Source organism: Pseudomonas sp. FP198 (genome assembly GCF_030687895.1).
Lineage (GTDB): Bacteria > Pseudomonadota > Gammaproteobacteria > Pseudomonadales > Pseudomonadaceae > Aquipseudomonas.
The window spans coordinates 146,625-166,310 of the sequence record NZ_CP117452.1 but is presented as its reverse complement, the minus strand read 5'-3'; the positions used below and the strand labels follow the sequence as shown (position 1 = coordinate 166,310).

At 62.5% G+C, this 19,686-nt stretch carries 20 protein-coding genes; 14 read left to right on the top strand and 6 right to left on the bottom strand.

Translation table 11 applies throughout. From position 1 onward, the window contains the following. Positions 1-21: 21 nt before the first annotated feature. Complete coding sequence (gene argB / locus PSH78_RS00770; RefSeq protein ID WP_305497915.1) at positions 22-927, top strand: acetylglutamate kinase; 906 nt, start codon at positions 22-24, stop codon at positions 925-927. Positions 928-1,046: 119 nt separating this feature from the next. Here argB and pyrE read toward each other — a convergent pair whose 3' ends face one another. Next, on the bottom strand, positions 1,047-1,691 hold the full coding sequence (pyrE, locus tag PSH78_RS00765; RefSeq protein WP_186612653.1) for an orotate phosphoribosyltransferase: 645 nt from the start codon (positions 1,689-1,691) through the stop codon (positions 1,047-1,049). Positions 1,692-1,773: 82 nt separating this feature from the next. On the opposite strand from pyrE, the gene PSH78_RS00760 reads away from it, so the two are divergent. Next, entirely contained in the window at positions 1,774-2,553 is a 780-nt protein-coding gene (locus PSH78_RS00760) for an exodeoxyribonuclease III (RefSeq protein WP_013694557.1), read from the top strand. A gap of 174 nt (positions 2,554-2,727) precedes the next feature. Here PSH78_RS00760 and PSH78_RS00755 read toward each other — a convergent pair whose 3' ends face one another. Then, positions 2,728-3,096 carry a DUF4870 domain-containing protein gene (locus PSH78_RS00755; RefSeq protein ID WP_305497913.1) on the bottom strand — a complete coding sequence of 123 codons (369 nt, stop codon included), beginning with the start codon at positions 3,094-3,096 and terminating at the stop codon, positions 2,728-2,730. A gap of 31 nt (positions 3,097-3,127) precedes the next feature. Beyond that, complete coding sequence (gene rph, locus PSH78_RS00750; protein ID WP_305497912.1) at positions 3,128-3,850, bottom strand: ribonuclease PH; 723 nt, start codon at positions 3,848-3,850, stop codon at positions 3,128-3,130. 264 nt (positions 3,851-4,114) lie between these two features. Between rph and PSH78_RS00745 the strand changes: the two genes are divergently transcribed. From PSH78_RS00745 to PSH78_RS00720, 6 genes are all read left to right on the top strand, one after another. Then, the gene (locus PSH78_RS00745) at positions 4,115-4,978 is read left to right on the top strand and encodes a YicC/YloC family endoribonuclease (protein WP_305497911.1); all 864 of its coding nucleotides are present in this window, start codon (positions 4,115-4,117) and stop codon (positions 4,976-4,978) included. Positions 4,979-4,990: 12 nt separating this feature from the next. Continuing rightward, positions 4,991-5,611: a guanylate kinase gene (gene gmk, locus PSH78_RS00740; RefSeq protein ID WP_305497909.1), complete on the top strand. Its 621-nt coding sequence runs from the start codon at positions 4,991-4,993 to the stop codon at positions 5,609-5,611. Between the two features lie 167 nt (positions 5,612-5,778). Next, entirely contained in the window at positions 5,779-6,042 is a 264-nt protein-coding gene (gene rpoZ, locus PSH78_RS00735) for a DNA-directed RNA polymerase subunit omega (protein WP_003177259.1), read from the top strand. A gap of 60 nt (positions 6,043-6,102) precedes the next feature. Continuing rightward, positions 6,103-8,208, top strand: coding sequence for a bifunctional GTP diphosphokinase/guanosine-3',5'-bis pyrophosphate 3'-pyrophosphohydrolase (gene spoT, locus PSH78_RS00730; protein WP_186615195.1), 2,106 nt, complete (start codon positions 6,103-6,105; stop codon positions 8,206-8,208). A 35-nt stretch (positions 8,209-8,243) separates the two neighbouring features. Next, entirely contained in the window at positions 8,244-8,624 is a 381-nt protein-coding gene (locus PSH78_RS00725) for a RidA family protein (RefSeq protein ID WP_030142177.1), read from the top strand. A gap of 55 nt (positions 8,625-8,679) precedes the next feature. Further along, a complete protein-coding gene (locus tag PSH78_RS00720) occupies positions 8,680-9,420 on the top strand; it encodes a hypothetical protein (protein WP_305497907.1) in 741 nt (246 codons plus the stop codon). 225 nt (positions 9,421-9,645) lie between these two features. Here PSH78_RS00720 and PSH78_RS00715 read toward each other — a convergent pair whose 3' ends face one another. After that, the gene (locus tag PSH78_RS00715; RefSeq protein ID WP_305497906.1) at positions 9,646-10,503 is read right to left on the bottom strand and encodes an SDR family oxidoreductase; all 858 of its coding nucleotides are present in this window, start codon (positions 10,501-10,503) and stop codon (positions 9,646-9,648) included. A gap of 189 nt (positions 10,504-10,692) precedes the next feature. Between PSH78_RS00715 and exbB the strand changes: the two genes are divergently transcribed. The 6 genes from exbB (at position 10,693) to PSH78_RS00685 (ending at position 17,628) form a co-directional block, all read left to right on the top strand. Continuing rightward, entirely contained in the window at positions 10,693-11,673 is a 981-nt protein-coding gene (exbB, locus tag PSH78_RS00710; RefSeq protein WP_305497904.1) for a tonB-system energizer ExbB, read from the top strand. 6 nt (positions 11,674-11,679) lie between these two features. Continuing rightward, the gene (gene exbD, locus PSH78_RS00705) at positions 11,680-12,108 is read left to right on the top strand and encodes a TonB system transport protein ExbD (protein WP_305497902.1); all 429 of its coding nucleotides are present in this window, start codon (positions 11,680-11,682) and stop codon (positions 12,106-12,108) included. Next, entirely contained in the window at positions 12,105-12,860 is a 756-nt protein-coding gene (locus PSH78_RS00700; protein ID WP_305497900.1) for an energy transducer TonB, read from the top strand. The genes exbD and PSH78_RS00700 overlap by 4 nt, the downstream gene beginning before the upstream one ends. Positions 12,861-13,145: 285 nt before the next feature. Next, entirely contained in the window at positions 13,146-14,066 is a 921-nt protein-coding gene (locus PSH78_RS00695) for a hydrogen peroxide-inducible genes activator (protein ID WP_305497898.1), read from the top strand. A gap of 9 nt (positions 14,067-14,075) precedes the next feature. Beyond that, the gene (recG, locus tag PSH78_RS00690; protein WP_305497896.1) at positions 14,076-16,151 is read left to right on the top strand and encodes an ATP-dependent DNA helicase RecG; all 2,076 of its coding nucleotides are present in this window, start codon (positions 14,076-14,078) and stop codon (positions 16,149-16,151) included. A gap of 79 nt (positions 16,152-16,230) precedes the next feature. Next, entirely contained in the window at positions 16,231-17,628 is a 1,398-nt protein-coding gene (locus PSH78_RS00685; protein WP_305497894.1) for an aminoacyl-tRNA deacylase and HDOD domain-containing protein, read from the top strand. 188 nt (positions 17,629-17,816) lie between these two features. Here PSH78_RS00685 and PSH78_RS00680 read toward each other — a convergent pair whose 3' ends face one another. Further along, complete coding sequence (locus PSH78_RS00680) at positions 17,817-18,197, bottom strand: helicase (RefSeq protein ID WP_305497892.1); 381 nt, start codon at positions 18,195-18,197, stop codon at positions 17,817-17,819. Between the two features lie 496 nt (positions 18,198-18,693). Further along, entirely contained in the window at positions 18,694-19,635 is a 942-nt protein-coding gene (gene tagQ, locus PSH78_RS00675) for a type VI secretion system-associated lipoprotein TagQ (RefSeq protein WP_305497890.1), read from the bottom strand. Between the last annotated feature and the right edge of the window lie 51 nt (positions 19,636-19,686).

The window sequence follows — 19,686 nt, the reverse complement described above, 5'->3', positions numbered from 1 at the left end:
GAATCACCACCGGAGCCCTGAATGACCCTCGAACGCGAAGCCGCCGCCAACACCGCCAAGGTCCTGTCCGAAGCGTTGCCTTACATCCGACGCTACGTCGGCAAGACCCTGGTGATCAAGTACGGCGGCAACGCAATGGAAAGCGAGGAGCTCAAGACCGGCTTCGCCCGCGACATCGTGCTGATGAAGGCGGTGGGCATCAACCCGGTGGTGGTTCACGGCGGCGGTCCGCAAATCGGTGACCTGCTCAAGCGCCTGTCGATCGAAAGCCACTTCATCGACGGCATGCGCGTGACCGACGCCCAGACCATGGATGTGGTGGAGATGGTCCTCGGCGGCCAGGTGAACAAGGACATCGTCAATCTGATCAACCGCCACGGCGGCAGCGCCATCGGCCTGACCGGCAAGGACGCCGAACTGATCCGGGCGAAGAAACTCACCGTAACCCGCCAGACGCCGGAGATGACCCAGCCGGAAATCATCGACATCGGCCAGGTGGGCGAAGTGGTCGGCATCAACACCGACCTGCTGAACCTGTTGGTCAAGGGCGACTTCATTCCGGTCATCGCGCCGATCGGCGTGGGCGCCAATGGCGAGTCGTATAACATCAACGCCGACCTGGTGGCGGGCAAGGTTGCCGAGGCACTGAAAGCTGAAAAGCTGATGCTGCTGACCAACATCGCCGGCCTGATGGACAAGACCGGCAAGGTCCTGACCGGGCTGTCGACCCAGCAAGTCGACGACCTGATCGCCGATGGCACCATCTACGGCGGCATGCTGCCGAAGATCCGTTGCGCGCTGGAAGCGGTCCAGGGCGGCGTTGGCAGTTCGCTGATCATCGACGGCCGCGTGCCGAATGCGATCCTGCTGGAGATCTTCACCGATACCGGCGTGGGTACGTTGATCAGCAATCGCAAGCGTCACTAAGCGACACCTGTAAAAAAAGACCCCGCTCAACCTGGTTGAGCGGGGTCTTTTTATTTCACTTTTCAGATGAGCTTTTGTGGCGAGGGAGCTTGCTCCCTCGCCACAAGATCAAAAACCATTTAAACGCCGAACTGGGCGCGATAGGCCTCAACCGCCGGCAAATGCTGCTTGAGCTGCGGATCGTCAGCCAAGAACTCCAGCACCTGGTTCAGCGACACAATGCTGATCACCGGGATACCGAAGTCGCGCTCCACTTCCTGGATCGCCGACAGCTCGCCGTTGCCGCGCTCCTGGCGGTTCAGGGCGATCAGCACGCCGGCAGCCTTGGCGCCTTCCTGGGAAGCGATGATCTGCATCACCTCGCGAATGGCGGTACCGGCGGTGATGACGTCGTCGATGATCAGCACTTCGCCGGTCAACGGCGCGCCGACCAGGCTTCCGCCTTCACCGTGAGCCTTGGCTTCCTTGCGGTTGAAGCACCAGGGCAGGTCACGGTCATGGTGCTCGGCCAGGGCGACGGCGGTAGTGGCGGCCAATGGGATGCCCTTGTAGGCCGGGCCGAACAGCACGTCGAACGGAATGCCGCTTTCAACGATGGCCGCGGCATAGAAGCGGCCCAACTGCGCCAGGGCGGTTCCGCTGTTGAACAGGCCGGCGTTGAAGAAGTACGGGCTGGTGCGCCCGGACTTGAGGGTGAATTCACCGAAGCGCAAAACGCCGCGATCGATGGCAAAGCGAATGAAATCGCGCTGATACGCCTGCATGAAAAAAGCCTCAAATACCGCGGATTTAGCTAAATAGGTAGACGGCGTGTATCATACACGCACGTGATTTTTGGGGCCATTTATGCGGATCATCAGTGTGAACGTCAATGGTATTCAGGCTGCAGTGGAGCGTGGTTTGCTCAGTTGGCTGCAAGCACAGAATGCCGACGTCATCTGCCTGCAGGACACCCGCGCCTCCGCCTTTGAACTGGACGATGCAGCCTTCCAACTGGACGGTTACTTCCTTTACGCCTGCGATGCCGAAGTCCCCGCCCAGGGTGGCGTGGCTTTGTACTCGCGGCTGCAACCGAAGGCTGTCATCAACGGTCTCGGTTTCGAGACGGCGGACCGCTACGGGCGCTACCTGCAAGCCGATTTCGACAAGGTCAGCATCGCGACCTTGCTGCTCCCTTCGGGGCAGAACGGCGATGAAGATTTGAATCAGAAATTCAAGTTGATGGACGACTTCGCCCGTTACCTTGATAAACAGCGGCGCAAACGTCGCGAGTACATCTACTGTGGCTCGCTGTACGTGGCGCAACAGAAGCTGGATATCAAGAACTGGCGCGACAGCCAGCAGTCGCCTGGCTTCCTGGCGCCGGAACGGGCCTGGATGGACGAGATCATCGGCAACATGGGTTATGTCGATGCCTTGCGCGAAGTCAGCCGCGAAGGCGACCAGTACAGCTGGTGGCCGGATAACGAGCAGGCAGAGATGCTCAACCTCGGCTGGCGCTTCGACTACCAGCTGCTGACGCCCGGGCTGCGCCGCTTCGTCCGCAGCGCCCGCCTGCCACGCCAGCCGCGGTTCTCGCAGCATGCGCCGCTGATCGTGGATTACGACTGGACGCTGACCATCTAAGCGTCCTTTCACCCACAAAAAAACCGACAGTAATGTCGGTTTTTTTGTGAGCGCCGGAAACCACTGTGGGAGCGAGCCTGCTCGCGAAAGCGATGGGTCAGCCGACATCAATATTGACTGATAGATCGCCATCGCGAGCAGGCTCGCTCCCACAGGGCAGGTTTTTGCTGATCGTTATTTGACCAACCGCCAGGTAAACGGATACCGATATGGCTGCCCTTCATTGGCCTTCACGCCAGCAATGATGGTCAGCACCAACGCACCAATGGCCACCAGGCCAAACAGGAAGAAACCAATCACCACGATCATCAGCAGCAGACTGATCGCCGCGGCGATCGCCACAGTGATCTGGAAGTTCAGCGCTTCCTTGCCTTGGGCATCGATGAACGGGTCGGATTCACGCTTGACCTGCCAGATGACCAGCGGCGCGATCAGCGAACCGAACGGAATGAAAATGCCCAATAGTGCAGACAGGTGACAAAACATTGCCCACTGCCGCGCTTCTCTGCTCGGCTGGGGCAACAGGACTTGCTCATCACTCATGACACTCTCCTTGTCTGAAGCGCAAAAAAAATCAGTCGGCCAACGCGGCCTTTTGCAATTCGAAGATTTCGCTCATGCCTTTCTTCGCCAGCTCCAGCATAGCGGTCAATTCTTCCGGCTGGAACGGCGCGCCTTCGGCGGTGCCCTGAACCTCAATGAATCCGCCAGCGCTGGTCATGACCACGTTCAGGTCGGTCTCGGCGGCGGAGTCCTCCAGGTAATCCAGGTCCAGCACCGGCTCGCCCTGGTACATGCCCACCGACACCGCGGCGATCATTTGCTTGAGCGGATCGCCGCCCTTGAGGCCGCCACGCTTCTTGATCACTTTCAAGGCATCGGCCAGCGCAACCATGGCACCGGTGATGGAGGCGGTGCGGGTGCCGCCGTCAGCCTGGATCACGTCGCAATCGACATACAGCGTCACATCGCCCAGCTTGGACATGTCCAGCGCGGCACGCAGCGAACGACCGATCAGACGCTGGATTTCCAGGGTCCGTCCGCCCTGCTTGCCACGACTGGCCTCGCGCTGGTTCCGCTCGCCGGTAGCCCGCGGCAGCATGCCGTATTCGGCAGTCAACCAACCCTGGCCCTGGCCCTTGAGGAAACGAGGCACGCCGTTTTCGACGCTGACGGTGCAGATGACCTTGGTATCACCGAACTCCACCAGTACAGATCCCTCGGCGTGTTTGGTGTAGTTGCGGGTAATGCGGATCGAGCGAAGCTGATCGGCAGCGCGACCACTTGGACGTTTCATAGGGAACACCTGTACAGAGGACGGAAAACTGCCGGCATTATAGAGCCGCGAATCGTCATAGGGCAGTTCTAATAAACTGACGCGACGGGTGAACGCACTCAAAGCCCCGGCCGACGGGCTGCAGCGCTTTGTAACCGGAGCTGTTTGGGCGCTTGCGTCCCACTGCGCTACAATCCTGCGCCTTTGCTGCCCTTCGGCATCCACCCACAGATCCCAGGCCCCACAATCAACGGTTGTGGCCGGCCTGCATTGCGAGGAACCCCAATGGTGCACAGCATGACCGCCTTCGCCCGCGTCGAAAAGGCCGGCGCCCAAGGCACGCTGAGCTGGGAGCTGCGCTCGGTCAACAGCCGTTACCTGGAGCCGCACCTGCGCTTGCCCGAGTCCTTCCGCGACCTCGAAGGCGGCGTGCGTGAAGCGCTGCGCCAGGGCCTGTCCCGGGGCAAACTGGAGTGCACCCTGCGCTTTACCGAAGAGAGCAGCGGCAAAACCTTGCAAGTGGACCGCGAGCGCGCCGCGCAATTGGTCGCCGCCGCCGAAACCGTCGCCAGCCTGATCAACAATCCCGCCGCCCTGAACCCACTGGAAGTCCTGGCCTGGCCGGGCGTACTTGTGGGCGACGCGAGCGACCCGCAGGCGCTGAACGCCGAGGCGCTGGCGCTGTTCAATCAAGGGCTGAACGAGCTCAAGGCCGGCCGCGAGCGCGAAGGCGCGGAACTGGCCCGACTGATCAACGAGCGCCTGACCTCCATTGAAGAAGACGTCGCCACCCTGCGCGAACTCGTTCCGCAGATGCTCGCCACCCAGCGCCAGAAAGTCCTCGACCGCTTCGCCGACATGAAGGCGGAGCTGGACCCGCAGCGCCTGGAACAGGAAATGGTCATGCTCGCCCAGAAGAGCGACGTGGCCGAAGAACTGGATCGCCTGAGCACCCACATCATCGAAGTCCGCCGGGTGCTCAAGTCCGGTGGCGCGGCCGGCCGCCGCCTCGACTTCCTGATGCAGGAGCTCAACCGCGAAGCCAATACACTGGGCTCCAAAGCCTTCGACCCGCGTAGCACCCAGGCGGCGGTCAACCTCAAGGTGTTGATCGAACAAATGCGCGAACAAGTGCAGAACATTGAGTAAGGCTAAACCGACATGACCCACAGCACCGGCACCCTCTACATCATTTCCGCGCCCTCCGGCGCCGGCAAGACCAGCCTGGTCAAGGCGTTGATCGACGCCGAACCGCAGATTCGCGTCTCGGTCTCCCACACCACCCGCGCCATGCGTCCTGGTGAAGTGAACGGCGTGAACTATCACTTCGTCGACCGCGAAGAATTCGTGCGGATGGCCGAGCACGGCGACTTCCTGGAGCGCGCCGAAGTCTTCGGCAACCTCTACGGCACCTCGCAAAGCGTTCTCCAGCAGACCTTGGACGAAGGCCACGACCTGATCCTGGAAATCGACTGGCAAGGCGCCGAGCAGGTGCGCAAGTTGATGCCCCAGGCCCGCTCGATCTTTATCCTGCCGCCGAGCCAGCAGGCCTTGCGCCAGCGCCTGACCAACCGTGGCCAGGACAGCGACGAGATCATCGAAGGGCGGATGCGTGAAGCAGTCAGCGAAATGAGCCACTACGTTGACTACGATTATCTGATCATCAACGACGATTTCTCCCACGCGCTGGACGATCTGAAGGCGATTTTCCGCGCCAGCCAGCTCCAGCAGAAACGCCAGCAGCAACGTTTCGGTAAATTACTGGCCGAACTGCTGGGCTGAACAGCCCTTCCCAAAACCGCTGCGACGGCTTTACATTGGTAGTCGCAGCGCGCCGAGGGGTTTGCTCAAAAAATCAGCGCTTCCCTAAACGCTGGTGTTTTTTTAAACTGTCGAGTCCGCTCGCCCAACCGGGCAGCGCGCATATTGCATTCGCTCCGAGGAATACCATGGCCCGCGTAACCGTTGAAGACTGCCTAGAACACGTGGAAAACCGCTTTGAGCTGGTCATGCTCTCTACCAAGCGTGCCCGTCAACTGGCCACCGGTGGCAAAGAGCCGTTGGTCCAGTGGGAAAACGACAAGCCTACCGTGGTAGCGCTGCGTGAAATCGCCGAAGGCCTGATGAGCTACGAGTTCATCGCCAACGCTGAAATCGTTGAAGACGAACCGCTGTTCGCAGCGTTCGAGGACGAGTCCAACGAGGCGGTCTAAGCCTATGCCTGGTCGACGTAGCACGGCGCGGGGTCACAGCAGACGGCAGGAGTCATCATCATGCCGAGCATAGACGCCCTCGCCGATCGCTTATCGGCCTACCTCGGCACGGACCAGGTCAACCTGGTCCGCCGAGCCTATTTCTACGCCGAACAAGCCCACGACGGCCAGCGCCGCCGCAGCGGCGAGGCGTACGTCACGCACCCGCTTGCGGTGGCGAATATTCTTGCCGACATGCACATGGACCATCAGAGCCTGATGGCGGCGATGCTGCATGACGTGATCGAAGACACCGGCATTGCCAAGGAAGCGCTGCAAGCGCAGTTCGGCGAAACCGTGGCCGAGCTGGTCGACGGGGTCAGCAAGCTGACCCAGATGAACTTCGAGACCAAGGCCGAGGCCCAGGCCGAGAACTTCCAGAAGATGGCCATGGCCATGGCGCGCGACATCCGGGTGATCCTGGTCAAGCTCGCCGACCGCTTGCACAACATGCGCACCCTGGAAGTGCTGTCCGGCGAAAAGCGCCGGCGCATCGCCAAGGAAACCCTGGAAATCTATGCCCCCATCGCCAACCGACTGGGGATGCACGCGATCCGCATCGAGTTCGAGGACCTGGGTTTCAAGGCCATGCACCCGATGCGTTCGGCGCGGATCAACCAGGCCGTCAAGCGCGCCCGGGGCAACCGCAAGGAAATCGTCAACAAGATCGAAGAGTCGCTGAGTCATTGCCTGGCGATCGACGGCATCGAAGGCGAAGTCAGCGGGCGGCAGAAACACCTCTACGGCATCTACAAGAAAATGCGCGGCAAGCGCCGGGCCTTCAACGAGATCATGGACGTCTATGCGTTCCGGATCATCGTCGACAAGGTCGATACCTGCTACCGCGTGCTCGGTGCTGTGCATAATCTGTACAAGCCATTGCCGGGGCGCTTCAAGGACTACATCGCGATCCCCAAGGCCAACGGCTACCAGTCGCTGCACACGACGCTGTTCGGCATGCATGGCGTACCGATCGAAATACAGATCCGTACCCGTGAAATGGAAGAGATGGCCAACAACGGCATCGCCGCCCACTGGCTGTACAAATCCAGCGGCGATGAACAGCCCAAGAGCACTCACGCCCGCGCCCGTCAGTGGGTCAAGGGTGTGCTGGAAATGCAGCAACGCGCCGGCAACTCCCTGGAATTCATCGAGAGCGTCAAGATCGACCTGTTCCCGGACGAGGTCTACGTCTTCACGCCCAAGGGCCGGATCATGGAGTTGCCCAAAGGCTCCACCGCCGTGGATTTCGCCTACGCCGTGCACACCGACGTCGGCAACAGCTGCATCGCCTGTCGCATCAATCGCCGCCTGGCCCCGTTGTCCGAACCGCTGCAAAGCGGCTCGACGGTGGAGATCGTCAGCGCCCCCGGCGCGCGGCCCAACCCGGCGTGGCTCAATTTCGTGGTCACCGGCAAGGCCCGCACGCACATCCGTCACGCGCTGAAGCTGCAACGTCGCTCCGAATCCATCAGCCTTGGCGAGCGCCTGCTGAACAAAGTGCTGAACGGTTTCGACAGTTCGCTGGACAAGATCCCGGCCGAGCGCGTGCAGATCATGCTCAACGAGTACCGTCTCGAATTGATCGAAGACCTGCTCGAAGACATCGGCCTGGGCAACCGCATGGCCTATGTCGTCGCCCGCCGCCTGCTCGGCGAAGGCGAACAGCTGCCAAGCCCCGAAGGTCCGCTGGCGATTCGCGGTACCGAGGGCCTGGTGCTCAGCTACGCCAAGTGCTGCACACCGATCCCGGGCGACCCGATCGTCGGCCACCTGTCCGCCGGCAAGGGGATGGTGGTGCACCTGGACAACTGTCGCAACATCAGCGAAATCCGCCACAACCCGGAAAAATGCATCCAGCTTTCGTGGGCCAAGGATGTCACCGGCGAATTCAACGTCGAGCTGCGCGTCGAACTCGAACACCAGCGCGGCCTGATCGCCTTGCTGGCGAGCAGCGTCAACGCCGCCGACGGCAACATCGAGAAAATCAGCATGGACGAACGCGACGGCCGGATCAGCGTCGTCCAACTGGTGGTCAGCGTGCACGACCGTGTGCACCTGGCCCGCGTGATCAAGAAACTGCGCGCCCTGACCGGGGTCATTCGCATCACCCGCATGCGCGCATAGCTCCCAATAGCCGCCCTCATTACAAGGAGTCATGAATGACCAAGACCGTTATTTCCAGCGACAAGGCCCCGGCCGCCATCGGTACTTATTCCCAGGCGATCAAGGCGGGCAACACGGTGTACATGTCGGGCCAGATCCCGCTGGACCCGAAAACCATGGAGCTGGTCGAGGGCTTCGAAGCCCAGACCGTGCAGGTCTTCGAGAACCTGAAGGCCGTGGCCGAAGCTGCCGGCGGTTCGTTCAAGGACATCGTCAAGCTCAACATATTCCTCACCGACCTGAGCCACTTCGCCAAGGTCAACGAGATCATGGGCAAGTATTTCGACCAGCCTTACCCTGCCCGCGCCGCCATTGGCGTGGCCGCCCTGCCGAAGGGTGCTCAGGTCGAGATGGACGCCATCCTGGTCATCGAGTAATAAACCCGGCGCAGCTTCCCCCGCTGCGCCGTTTTCGTTCTGAAAGGATTCCTCCATGCGCAACGCGCTTGCTTTCTCGCTGCTCGCCCTGATTCTCGGCGGTTGCGCCAGCGACCCTGCCGACCGTGACATCAGCGGCACCTGGATCAACCAGGCCGCCATCGACGCCGCCGCCAAGGGCGGGCCGCTGCGCGAAGCGCTGCAAGGCTACGGCCCGAACCTGGAATGGGACGTCAACACCCGGGCCGGCCAGGCGCGCTATACCAACGGCTTTGAAAACGTCGAAGGCAAGCTGCTCGGCGAAGAAGACGGCGCCTGGAAAGTCGATTTTTATGGCAGCTCGGCGAGCGAACTGAAGCGCGACGGCGACCAACTGAGCCAGGCTGCCACCGAAAACGAACCGCAGCAGGTATTCGAGCGCGCCAAGGTGCAGGTCCCGGACGGCGCGCCCATCGGCGCCAGCTTCGAGCGGGCGCTGTATGGCGCCTACCTGGGCGGCACCTGGAACATCACCGAAGGCCCCGGCCAGGGCGCCACGGTGCAATTCCAGCCCGATGGCCAGGTCAGCGGCCTGCCGGGTGCTGATCGCTACGCCTTGTGTCTCGCCGGCGACTGCGCCTCGATGAGTGGCGGTAACGACAACATCTGGCTGCAGCAGAACGGCCAGGGCAATACCTGGATCTTCGCCCGCAATGGCAAGAAGCTGGAAATCTTCCAGACCGTGAATGCAGCGCTGGCCGATGAGATGCCTTCGTTCACGCCGGGTGATCGGCGCTGGGTACTGGAGAAACAGTAATCACTGTGGGGCGGAATGCTGTTCATCGAAGATGATGAGCTGTGGCGAGGGAGCTTGCTCCCGCTGGGCCGCGAAGCGGCCCCGAAACCTGCCGAATGCGGAGCATCAGGCACACCGCGCCCGCCGGTCTACGACTGCTTCGCAGCCGAGCGGGAGCGAGCTCCCTCGCCACGGGTTGGTCGATTGTCTTAGTGGAACAATAATCCCTGTGGGAGGGCTGGAAAATCAGCAACGCCCTTCCAGGATCGCCGCATACCCCTCGCGAAAACTCGGATAACGCGGTGTCCAGCCCAGGGCCTTCGCCCGGGCATTGCTGCAGCGCTTGCTGCCGGCGCGGCGCACGCTGGCGTCCTCGGCCCACTCGGTGATGCCCATATACTCGCGCAACCAGCCCACCACTTCCGCCAACGGCGCGGGAGCGTCGTCAACGCCGATGTAGCAGTCCTCCAAAGCCCGGCCTTGATGATCGGCCTTGAGCAGGAATGCCAGCAGGCCGGCGGCATCGTCCGCGTGGATGCGATTGGCGTACAGCGGCGGATCGGTCACCACTCGATAACCCTGGCGCACCTGGCTGAGCAGCCACTCCCGGCCCGGCCCGTAGATGCCGGTCAGGCGTACACGACTGGCCGGGATGCCACTGTCCAGCGCCACTTGCTCGGCTTCGAGCATGACCCGCCCGGAATAACCACCCGCCTCGGTAGGCGAGCTTTCATCGACCCACTCGCCGTTCTGTTGTCCATAGACGCTGCTGCTGGACACGAAAAGCAAGCGCTTGGGTTGCTGACCATGTTGCTTCAACCAGCCCAACACATGTTGCAACCCTTCGACGTAAGCCATGCGGTAGCCCGCTTCGTCATGGTCGGTGGCGGCAGCACTGTAGACCAGGTAATCCAATGGCCCGCTGGGCCAATCGGTGGGGCATCGCTCGTTGAACAAGTCGCCCGTGACACCGATGACTCCCGCCGGCAGGTTCGCAACCGTGCGCCGCAAGCCGTGCACCCGCCAATGTTCGGTCACCAGTTGGCTGGCCAAACGGCCGCCGATATCACCACAGCCGGCAATTAGAACAGAAGGCGCGGACATCAGAATCTCCTCTGGCAAAGCCGCAGACTAGCTGCCAGAGAGGACGAGCGGCTAGCATTCTACGAAAAAAAGATACTGTATTACTTTTGTTAACAAGAATTACTTGCAATAATGCTCGCCACTTTTGTTCTCGGCCTCACGAGGCCTGGAAGAACATCAACCTTCTTTTTTCTCTCAGGTCCGGCCAGCATGACACGCTCTCTCTCCTCCGCTTCGCCAACCAATCGACCTCGCGCCTGGAGCGCTGTGGCAGCGTTGCTGTTCAGCCTGCTGCTGACGCCTGCCGCCGCATTCGCCGATGCCCAGACGCCGGCCAGCACGTCCACCACGGCACCCGCCGCCACCCAGGCGCCGGCCGACACGACAGCACCTGTAGCCGCCCCCGCAGCCAGCGACCCGGCCCAGGCCGTCGAAGCCAGCGCAGCCGACGCGCCTCAAATGCTTGAAGCCGACAACACCCTGGGCATGGCCCACGACCTGTCGCCCTGGGGCATGTACAAAAACGCCGACGTCGTCGTCAAAGCCGTGATGATCGGCCTGGCCATCGCCTCGATCATCACCTGGACCATCTGGATCGCCAAAGGCTTCGAGCTGCTGGGTGCCAAGCGCCGCTTGCGTGGCGAGATCGCCGCCCTGAAAAAAGCCGCCACCCTCAAGGAAGCCAGCGCCACCGCCGGCAAGGAAGGCACCCTCGCCAACCTGCTGGTGCACGATGCGCTCGAAGAGATGCGCCTGTCGGCCAACAGCCGCGAGAAGGAAGGCATCAAGGAACGCGTGAGCTTCCGTCTCGAGCGCCTGGTCGCGGCCTGCGGTCGCAACATGAGCAGCGGCACCGGCGTGCTCGCCACCATCGGTTCCACCGCGCCCTTCGTCGGCCTGTTCGGCACCGTGTGGGGGATCATGAACAGCTTCATCGGCATCGCCAAGACCCAGACCACCAACCTCGCCGTCGTTGCTCCCGGCATCGCCGAAGCTCTGCTGGCGACGGCTTTGGGCCTGGTCGCAGCGATCCCGGCCGTGGTCATCTATAACGTCTTCGCCCGCTCCATCGCCGGCTACAAGGCCCAGGTCTCCGACGCTTCGGCCGAAGTCCTGCTGCTGGTCAGTCGCGACCTCGACCACCTGCCGCCCGAGCGCAGCTCGCAACCGCACATGGTGAAAGTGGGGTAATCGGCCATGGGCCTGCATTTGAAAGAAGGCGCAGACGACGATCTGGCCGAGAACCACGAAATCAACGTCACGCCATTCATTGACGTGATGCTGGTGCTGTTGATCATCTTCATGGTGGCCGCCCCGCTCGCCACCGTGGACATCAAGGTTGACCTCCCCGCATCGACGGCCAAGCCGTCGCCACGCCCGGAGAAACCGGTGTTCCTGAGCGTCAAGGCCGACCAGCGCCTGTTCCTCGGTGAAGAGGAAATCAAGGTCGACAGCCTCGGCGCGACCCTGGACGCCAAGACCCAGGGCAAGAAAGACACGACGATCTTCTTCCAGGCCGACAAAGGCGTGGACTACGGCGACCTGATGAGCGTGATGGACGCCCTGCGTGGCGCCGGCTACCTGAAGGTCGGTCTGGTCGGACTCGAGACGGCGCCGAAGAAATGATCACGACGCGCCAAAAGCTGACGCGTTACAGCGGTAGCCTGGCCGTGGTGCTGGGCGTGCATGCGCTTGCCATCGCACTGGCGCTGAACTGGACGACGCGTGCGCCCATCGAATTGCCTCCCCAGGCGATGATGGTCGAACTGGCGCCGGTTCCAGCACCGCCACCGCCTGCACCGCCAAAAGTCGTCACGCCGCCGCAACCGCCCGAGCCGGTCGAAGAGCTGCCGCTGCCCAAACTGGCCGAGGCACCGAAGGCGGAAATCGCCGTGCCCAAACCGGTCAAGCCCAAGCCAAAGCCACAACCGCCCAAGCCCAAGCCGGTGGAGAAAAAGCCCGAGCCGCCGAAGGAAACGCCGTCGGAGCAAAAGCCCGCCGACACTCAGCCGACCCAGGCACCGACCGAGAAGTCCGCGCAACCGGCCCCTGGCCCATCGCCCGCGCAGATGGCCGCCAAGGCCAGTTGGCAAGGTACGTTGCTGGCGCACCTGGGCAAGTACAAGAAGTACCCGGCCAGCGCCCAGGCACGCGGCAAGGAAGGCATGAACCGCTTGCGGTTCGTGGTGGACGCCGAAGGCAACGTGGTGTCGTTCGAACTGGTGGGCAAGTCAGGCAACGCCGATCTGGACCGGGCTACCCTGGAAATGATCCGTCGCGCCCAACCGCTGCCCAAGCCACCGGCCGACCTGCTGAGCAACGGTACGGTCGAACTGACGGCACCGTTCCTGTACTCCATCGACAAGCGCCGGCGCTGACCTCAAATTGCAAGCCCCTGTTTCAGGGGCTTCTTATTTGTGGCGAGGGGATTTATCCCCGCTGGGGCGCGTAGCGGCCCTAAAAAAGCTGACATGCCACCGGCTTTCCCGTCGCCAGTCCTGTTTTTGGGGCCGCTTCGCAGCCCAACGGGGCGGTGCGACGTTTCGCTAAATCCCCTCGCCACATCAGGCATTCGCCAGTGTCGCACCGCGCCTCCAGTCTGATAACGTGCGTCTATCGATTGCAGCCGGTATGCTTGGCTCGCAACTTCACGGACGCTCGCCATGACCCTCACAGAATTACGCTACATCGTGACCCTCGCCCAAGAGCAGCACTTCGGCCATGCGGCCGAGCGTTGCCATGTCAGCCAGCCGACGCTGTCGGTGGGCGTGAAAAAGCTTGAAGACGAACTCGGTGTGCTTATTTTCGAGCGCAGCAAAAGCGCGGTGCGCCTGACGCCGGTCGGCGAAGGCATCGTCGCCCAGGCACAAAAAGTCCTGGAACAGGCCCAGGGCATTCGCGAGCTGGCCCAGGCCGGCAAGAACCAACTGACCGCCCCACTGAAAGTCGGCGCGATCTACACCGTCGGCCCGTACCTGTTCCCGCACCTGATCCCGCAACTGCACCGGGTCGCCCCGCAGATGCCGTTGTATATCGAAGAAAATTTCACCCATGTGCTGCGCGACAAGCTGCGCAACGGCGAACTGGACGCGATCATCATCGCCCTGCCGTTCAACGAAGCCGATGTCCTGACCCTGCCGCTCTACGACGAGCCGTTCTACGTCCTGATGCCGGCCCAGCACCCGTGGACCCAGAAAAAAACCATCGACGCCGCCCTGCTCAATGACAAGAGCCTGCTGTTGCTCGGCGAAGGCCACTGCTTCCGCGACCAGGTGCTCGAAGCCTGCCCGACCCTGGCCAAGGGCAGCGAAGGCGCCAAGCACACCACGGTGGAATCCAGCTCCCTGGAAACCATTCGCCACATGGTCGCCTCCGGCCTGGGCATTTCGATCCTGCCGCTGTCGGCGGTGGACAGCCATCACTATTCACCCGGCGTGATCGAAGTCCGCCCATTGACTGCGCCCGTGCCGTTCCGCACCGTTGCCATCGCCTGGCGCGCCAGCTTCCCGCGACCCAAGGCCATCGAGATCCTCGCCGACTCGATCCGCCTGTGCTCCGTGGCCAAGCCGCCCGCCGCCAAGTAAGCCGCTGCCATGACTGAGCTGTCGAAAGTGCCGGTCACGGCACTCAAGGGTGTCGGTGAAGCCATGGCCGAGAAACTCGCCAAGGTCGGCCTGGAAACCCTCCAGGACGTGCTGTTCCACCTGCCGCTGCGTTACCAGGATCGCACCCGCGTGGTGCCCATCGGCCATTTGCGACCCGGGCAGGATGCGGTGGTGGAAGGCACCGTCAGCGGCGCCGACGTGGTCATGGGCCGGCGGCGCAGCCTGGTGGTGCGCCTGCATGACGGCACGGGTGGGCTCAGCCTGCGCTTCTACCATTTCAGCAACGCGCAAAAGGAAGGCCTCAAGCGGGGCACCCGCGTGCGCTGCTACGGCGAGGCGCGGCCCGGCGCCTCGGGGCTGGAAATCTATCACCCGGAATACCGCGCGATTACCGGCGATGAGCCGCCACCCGTGGCTGAAACCCTGACGCCGGTCTACCCGCTCACCGAAGGCCTGACCCAACAGCGCTTGCGCCAGCTCTGCCAGCAGACCCTGACGATGCTCGGCCCCACCAGCCTGCCGGACTGGCTGCCCAAGGAACTGGCGCGGGACTATCAATTGGCGCCGTTGGCCGACGCGATTCGTTATCTGCACCACCCGCCCGCCGATGCCGACGTCGAAGAACTCGCCCTTGGGCATCACTGGGCCCAGCATCGCCTGGCGTTTGAAGAACTGCTGACCCATCAACTGTCCCAGCAACGCTTGCGTGAGAGCCTGCGCTCGCTGCGCGCCCCGGCCATGCCCAAGGCGACAAAACTGCCGGGTCGCTACCTGGCCAATCTCGGTTTCGCGCCCACCGGCGCCCAACAACGGGTCGGCAATGAAATTGCCTATGACCTGAGCCAGCCCGAGCCCATGCTGCGGTTGATCCAGGGCGACGTCGGCGCCGGCAAGACCGTGGTCGCCGCTCTCGCCGCGCTGCAAGCGCTGGAGTCGGGTTATCAGGTGGCGTTGATGGCGCCAACCGAGATTCTCGCCGAACAGCACTTCATCACGTTCCAGCGCTGGCTCGAACCGCTGGGCATCGAAGTCGCCTGGCTGGCCGGCAAGCTCAAGGGCAAGAACCGCGTCGCCGCCCTGGCACAGATCGCCGAGGGCGCGCCGATGGTGGTCGGCACGCACGCCCTGTTCCAGAACGAAGTGCAGTTCAAGAACCTGGCCTTGGTGATCATCGACGAACAACACCGCTTCGGCGTCCAGCAACGCCTGGCCCTGCGGCAGAAAGGCGTGGGCGGACGAATGTGCCCGCACCAGTTGATCATGACCGCCACACCGATTCCGCGGACCCTGGCGATGAGCGCCTACGCCGACCTCGACACCTCGATCCTCGACGAACTGCCGCCCGGCCGCACGCCGGTCAACACCGTGCTGGTCACCGACACCCGGCGGGTCGAAGTGATCGAGCGCGTGCGCAGCGCCTGCGCCGAAGGCCGGCAAGCCTATTGGGTGTGCACCTTGATCGAAGAATCGGAAGAGCTGACCTGCCAGGCGGCTGAAACCACTTTCGAGGACCTCACCGCCGCCCTCGGCGAGCTGAAGGTCGGGCTGATCCACGGTCGCATGAAGCCTGCCGAGAAAGCCGCGGTCATGGCCGAATTCAAGGCCGGTGCCCTGCAATTGCTGGTTGCGACCACCGTGATCGAGGTCGGCGTCGACGTGCCCAACGCCAGCCTGATGATCATCGAGAACCCCGAGCGCCTGGGCCTGGCGCAGTTGCACCAGTTGCGTGGCCGGGTCGGCCGGGGCAGCGCGGCCAGCCATTGCGTGTTGCTGTATCACCCGCCGCTGTCACAGATCGGCCGCCAGCGGCTGGGCATCATGCGTGAAACCAACGACGGTTTCGTCATCGCCGAAAAAGACCTCGAACTGCGCGGCCCGGGTGAAATGCTCGGCACGCGCCAGACCGGTCTGCTTCAATTCAAGGTAGCCGACCTGATGCGCGACGCCGACCTGCTCCCTGCGGTCCGCGACGCCGCCCAGGCGTTGCTGGAGCGCTGGCCGGACCACGTCAGCCCGCTGTTGGATCGCTGGTTGCGCCACGGGCAGCAATACGGCCAAGTGTGAGCACGCGCTCAGTTTTCTGGACGCGCCTGCCCGACAAGCTGGTTATACTGACCAACTTGTAGGAAAACGGATACAGACCATGACCGAAGCTGCCCTCGTCCCAGAAACCCCGCACGCTCCGTCTGTTATTCGGCAGTTGCTCGAGAAATTGGGCATCGCCTTTGACGAAGTCATCGAGCGACCGGGCTTGAACCCCGCTCGTAAAGTGCAGGCCGTGCTGCTGCACGACGCTGTCGGCGCGCTCATGGTCCTGTTTCCGCAAAACCAGTTGCTGGACCTCAACCGGCTGGCCGAACTCACCGGTCGTAAGCTCACGGCAGTGCCGACCGAGCGCCTGGAGCGCATGCTCGGCAAGCACAACCTGAGCCTGCTGCCCGGCCTGCCAGCGCTGACCAGTTCGCCGTGCCTGTATGAAGAAGGCCTGCTGCGCGAGCCGAAACTGCTGATCAATTCCGGCGAGCCGGGACTGCTGCTGGAAGTCACCAGCGAAGCCTTCAAGACCATGCTCACCAAGGCCAGCGCCGCGACGTTCGGCGAGCCTTTGAGCAATATCACGCCAAACCTGGACCGCCCGGACGACGACCGCAAGGAAATCACCATGGCCGTGCAGGCCTTCACCGCGCGGCGTATCCAGCAACGCCTGGAAGAAACCATCGAGATTCCGCCGCTGGCCGAAACCGCGCAGAAGATCATCAAGTTGCGGGTCGATCCCGATGCGACCATCGATGACATCACCGGCGTGGTGGAAACCGACCCGGCCCTGGCCGCGCAGGTGGTGAGCTGGGCCGCGTCGCCGTACTACGCCTCGCCAGGCAAGATTCGCTCGGTGGAAGACGCCATTGTCCGGGTGCTGGGCTTCGACCTGGTGATCAACTTGGCGCTGGGCCTGGCCCTAGGCAAGACCCTGAGCCTGCCCAAGGACCACCCGCAACACACCACGCCTTACTGGCAGCAGTCGATCTACACCGCCGCCGTCATCGAAGGCCTGACCCGCGCCATGCCGCGCGCCCAGCGCCCCGAAGGCGGCCTGACTTACCTGTCGGGGCTGCTGCACAACTTCGGCTATCTGTTGCTGGCCCACGTGTTCCCGCCGCATTTCTCACTGATCTGCCGGCACCTGGAGGTCAACCCGCACCTGTGCCACAGCTACGTGGAACAGCACCTGCTGGGTATCAGTCGCGAGCAGATTGGCGCCTGGCTGATGCGCTACTGGGACATGCCCGACGAACTGGCCACCGCCCTGCGCTTCCAGCACGACCCGCACTACGACGGCGAATACGCCGCTTATCCGAACCTGGTGTGCCTGGCCGTGCGCCTGCTGCGCTCGCGCAGCATCGGCTCGGGCCCGGACGAGGACATCCCGGACTCGCTGCTCGAACGCGTGGGGCTGAGCCGGGAAAAGGCCAACGACGTGGTCAGCAAAGTGCTCGAAGCCGAAGTGCTGCTGCGGGAACTGGCGTCGCAGTTCAGCCATTGATTACTGAGACAGGCAGCAGAGCTTTTGTGGCGAGGGGATTTATCCCCGCTGGGCTGCGAAGCAACCCTAAAACCTGCCTCCTCGGTTAAGCAGGCTCACCGCACTTAGCCCTTTGGGGCCTGCTGCGCAGTCCAGCGGGGATAAATCCCCTCGCCACAGCCATCCCCTTGCTACCATGATCCGCTCGGCTAAACCTTCTTCGGTTTCTTCGGCTTCAGGTACTTCATCAACCCCTGAAACCAGATCACCAGCGCCGGGTTGCCCTTGATCTGGATCGACTTGTCCTGGATCCCGGTCATGAATGCCAACTGCTTGTTCTTCGCCTGCATCGTGGCGAAGCCATAGGCTGCATCCTTGAACGCGATGGCAAAAGCCGGCGTCGGGTAGACACCGGAGTGGCTGGTGATGCGCTGGTTCTTCACGGTGTAATGCCTGGCGACCTTGCCGTCCAGGGTTTGCAGCTGGAACACCAGCTCCCGGTCGGCCAGCTGTTGCTGGAACGCCGGATTGTTACGACTGGCCTTGCCCATCAACAACCCGAGCATCCATAGCAGCAAACGAAATTTCATGGGCACAGCCTCGTGAGAAAATGAACGGCCGGCGCAGTTTAGCGATTCCGCGCGAGAACGCCATCATCGAATCCGTTTTGCGGAAGATAGCCCTCGAATCCAGCATGATGACTGCCAAGTCACGTTTTTAAGTTGATGCCGACTGAACGGACGCTTTCGCGAGCAGGCTCGCTCCCACAGGGGATTTGGGTTTGATGCGGATCTTTCAGCCACACACAACCAACTGTGGGAGCGAGCCTACTCGCGAAAGCGGTGCATCAGTCGACATCGATGCCAACTGAACGGACGCCATCGCGAGCAAGCTCGCTCCCACAGGGAACTGGGGTTGATGCGGATCTTCAGCCACACAAAAAACATTTGTGGGAGCGAGCCTGCTCGCGAAAGCGGTGCATCAGTCGACATCGATGCCAACTGAACGGACGCTATCGCGAGCAAGCTCGCTCCCACAGGTTTTACAGGGTGGTCACTTCCTGGAGGAGTGACCAACCATCATCACTCAGACATTCGGGCAAGGTACCGGTGCCCAGTCGCCCAGGTCCGGGTTTTTGCACATGCTGTTGACCTGGGTGGTGCCGGCGCTGGCGACCTGCTTGCCTTCATCCTGCTTGGCCTTGGCGGTCTGCAGGGTCTTCTCGGTGGCGACCGCTTCTTTCGGCACGGTTGGCAGCTCTTTCTTCTTCGCCGGCGTCACTTTCTTTTTATTCTTGGTGCTGGTCTGCGCCGCCACGACTTGCGTGGTATCAGCAGTGGCCACGGTCACCACGTCGGTACGCTGCACACCCACTTGCTGCAGGTCTTTTTCATAGGCCTGGGTGTAGTTGTTCAGGTCTTCGGCGGCTTTGCCGTTCACGGCGACGATCAGGTCGTTGGACTCTTTCAGGCCGGCAACGATTTCCGCCAGGCGCTTGCGGCCTTCGGTGTCGTTGACGGTCTTGGCCTTGCGGTCGGCGACCAGTTTGCTGAACGCGTTCTGGTAGCACTGTTGCGAAGCCTTGGCGTACGCGGTGCTGCGGTCGATGTCAGAAGCGCTTTTGCTGACATCGGCGGCGTAGGAGGCGATGCGCATGTTGTCATCGGCGATCTGCTTCTGGCGCTCGGTGTAGTAACCGGCTGCGCCACCGGCCAGGGCGCCGCCCGCGGCACCGATGGCGGCATTGCGGCCACGGTCTTCCTTGTCAGCGGTCAGCGCGCCCAGCAAGGCACCGCCGACGGCGCCGACGGCTGCGCCGGTGACAACCGACTTGGTCATGTTGCCTTCAGTGGAGCGCAGGTGCTGCACCGGCTCGTAGCAGTTCGGGTAGTACTCGACCTTGGTGCTCGAAGCGACCTTGGACGTCGGCGACGTGGCGCAGCCGGTCAGCACGGTGCTGAAGCCAACAGCGACCATCAGCAAATGACGCTTGGAAACCGAAGCAAAAGGTTTACGGGAGAAAAGCATAGTTGTGTTCTCGTTTAAGTTTTGACCAGCTCAGCACAGCCCTATCGCCGC

Bases quoted from the DNA above. Each gene is read 5' to 3' on its own strand.
- argB (WP_305497915.1), top strand. From the start codon at position 22: ATGACCCTCGAACGCGAAGCCGCCGCCAACACCGCCAAGGTCCTGTCC.
- pyrE (WP_186612653.1), bottom strand. From the start codon at position 1,691: ATGCAGGCGTATCAGCGCGATTTCATTCGCTTTGCCATCGATCGCGGC.
- PSH78_RS00760 (WP_013694557.1), top strand. From the start codon at position 1,774: ATGCGGATCATCAGTGTGAACGTCAATGGTATTCAGGCTGCAGTGGAG.
- PSH78_RS00755 (WP_305497913.1), bottom strand. From the start codon at position 3,096: ATGAGTGATGAGCAAGTCCTGTTGCCCCAGCCGAGCAGAGAAGCGCGG.
- rph (WP_305497912.1), bottom strand. From the start codon at position 3,850: ATGAAACGTCCAAGTGGTCGCGCTGCCGATCAGCTTCGCTCGATCCGC.
- PSH78_RS00745 (WP_305497911.1), top strand. From the start codon at position 4,115: ATGGTGCACAGCATGACCGCCTTCGCCCGCGTCGAAAAGGCCGGCGCC.
- gmk (WP_305497909.1), top strand. From the start codon at position 4,991: ATGACCCACAGCACCGGCACCCTCTACATCATTTCCGCGCCCTCCGGC.
- rpoZ (WP_003177259.1), top strand. From the start codon at position 5,779: ATGGCCCGCGTAACCGTTGAAGACTGCCTAGAACACGTGGAAAACCGC.
- spoT (WP_186615195.1), top strand. From the start codon at position 6,103: ATGCCGAGCATAGACGCCCTCGCCGATCGCTTATCGGCCTACCTCGGC.
- PSH78_RS00725 (WP_030142177.1), top strand. From the start codon at position 8,244: ATGACCAAGACCGTTATTTCCAGCGACAAGGCCCCGGCCGCCATCGGT.
- PSH78_RS00720 (WP_305497907.1), top strand. From the start codon at position 8,680: ATGCGCAACGCGCTTGCTTTCTCGCTGCTCGCCCTGATTCTCGGCGGT.
- PSH78_RS00715 (WP_305497906.1), bottom strand. From the start codon at position 10,503: ATGTCCGCGCCTTCTGTTCTAATTGCCGGCTGTGGTGATATCGGCGGC.
- exbB (WP_305497904.1), top strand. From the start codon at position 10,693: ATGACACGCTCTCTCTCCTCCGCTTCGCCAACCAATCGACCTCGCGCC.
- exbD (WP_305497902.1), top strand. From the start codon at position 11,680: ATGGGCCTGCATTTGAAAGAAGGCGCAGACGACGATCTGGCCGAGAAC.
- PSH78_RS00700 (WP_305497900.1), top strand. From the start codon at position 12,105: ATGATCACGACGCGCCAAAAGCTGACGCGTTACAGCGGTAGCCTGGCC.
- PSH78_RS00695 (WP_305497898.1), top strand. From the start codon at position 13,146: ATGACCCTCACAGAATTACGCTACATCGTGACCCTCGCCCAAGAGCAG.
- recG (WP_305497896.1), top strand. From the start codon at position 14,076: ATGACTGAGCTGTCGAAAGTGCCGGTCACGGCACTCAAGGGTGTCGGT.
- PSH78_RS00685 (WP_305497894.1), top strand. From the start codon at position 16,231: ATGACCGAAGCTGCCCTCGTCCCAGAAACCCCGCACGCTCCGTCTGTT.
- PSH78_RS00680 (WP_305497892.1), bottom strand. From the start codon at position 18,197: ATGAAATTTCGTTTGCTGCTATGGATGCTCGGGTTGTTGATGGGCAAG.
- tagQ (WP_305497890.1), bottom strand. From the start codon at position 19,635: ATGCTTTTCTCCCGTAAACCTTTTGCTTCGGTTTCCAAGCGTCATTTG.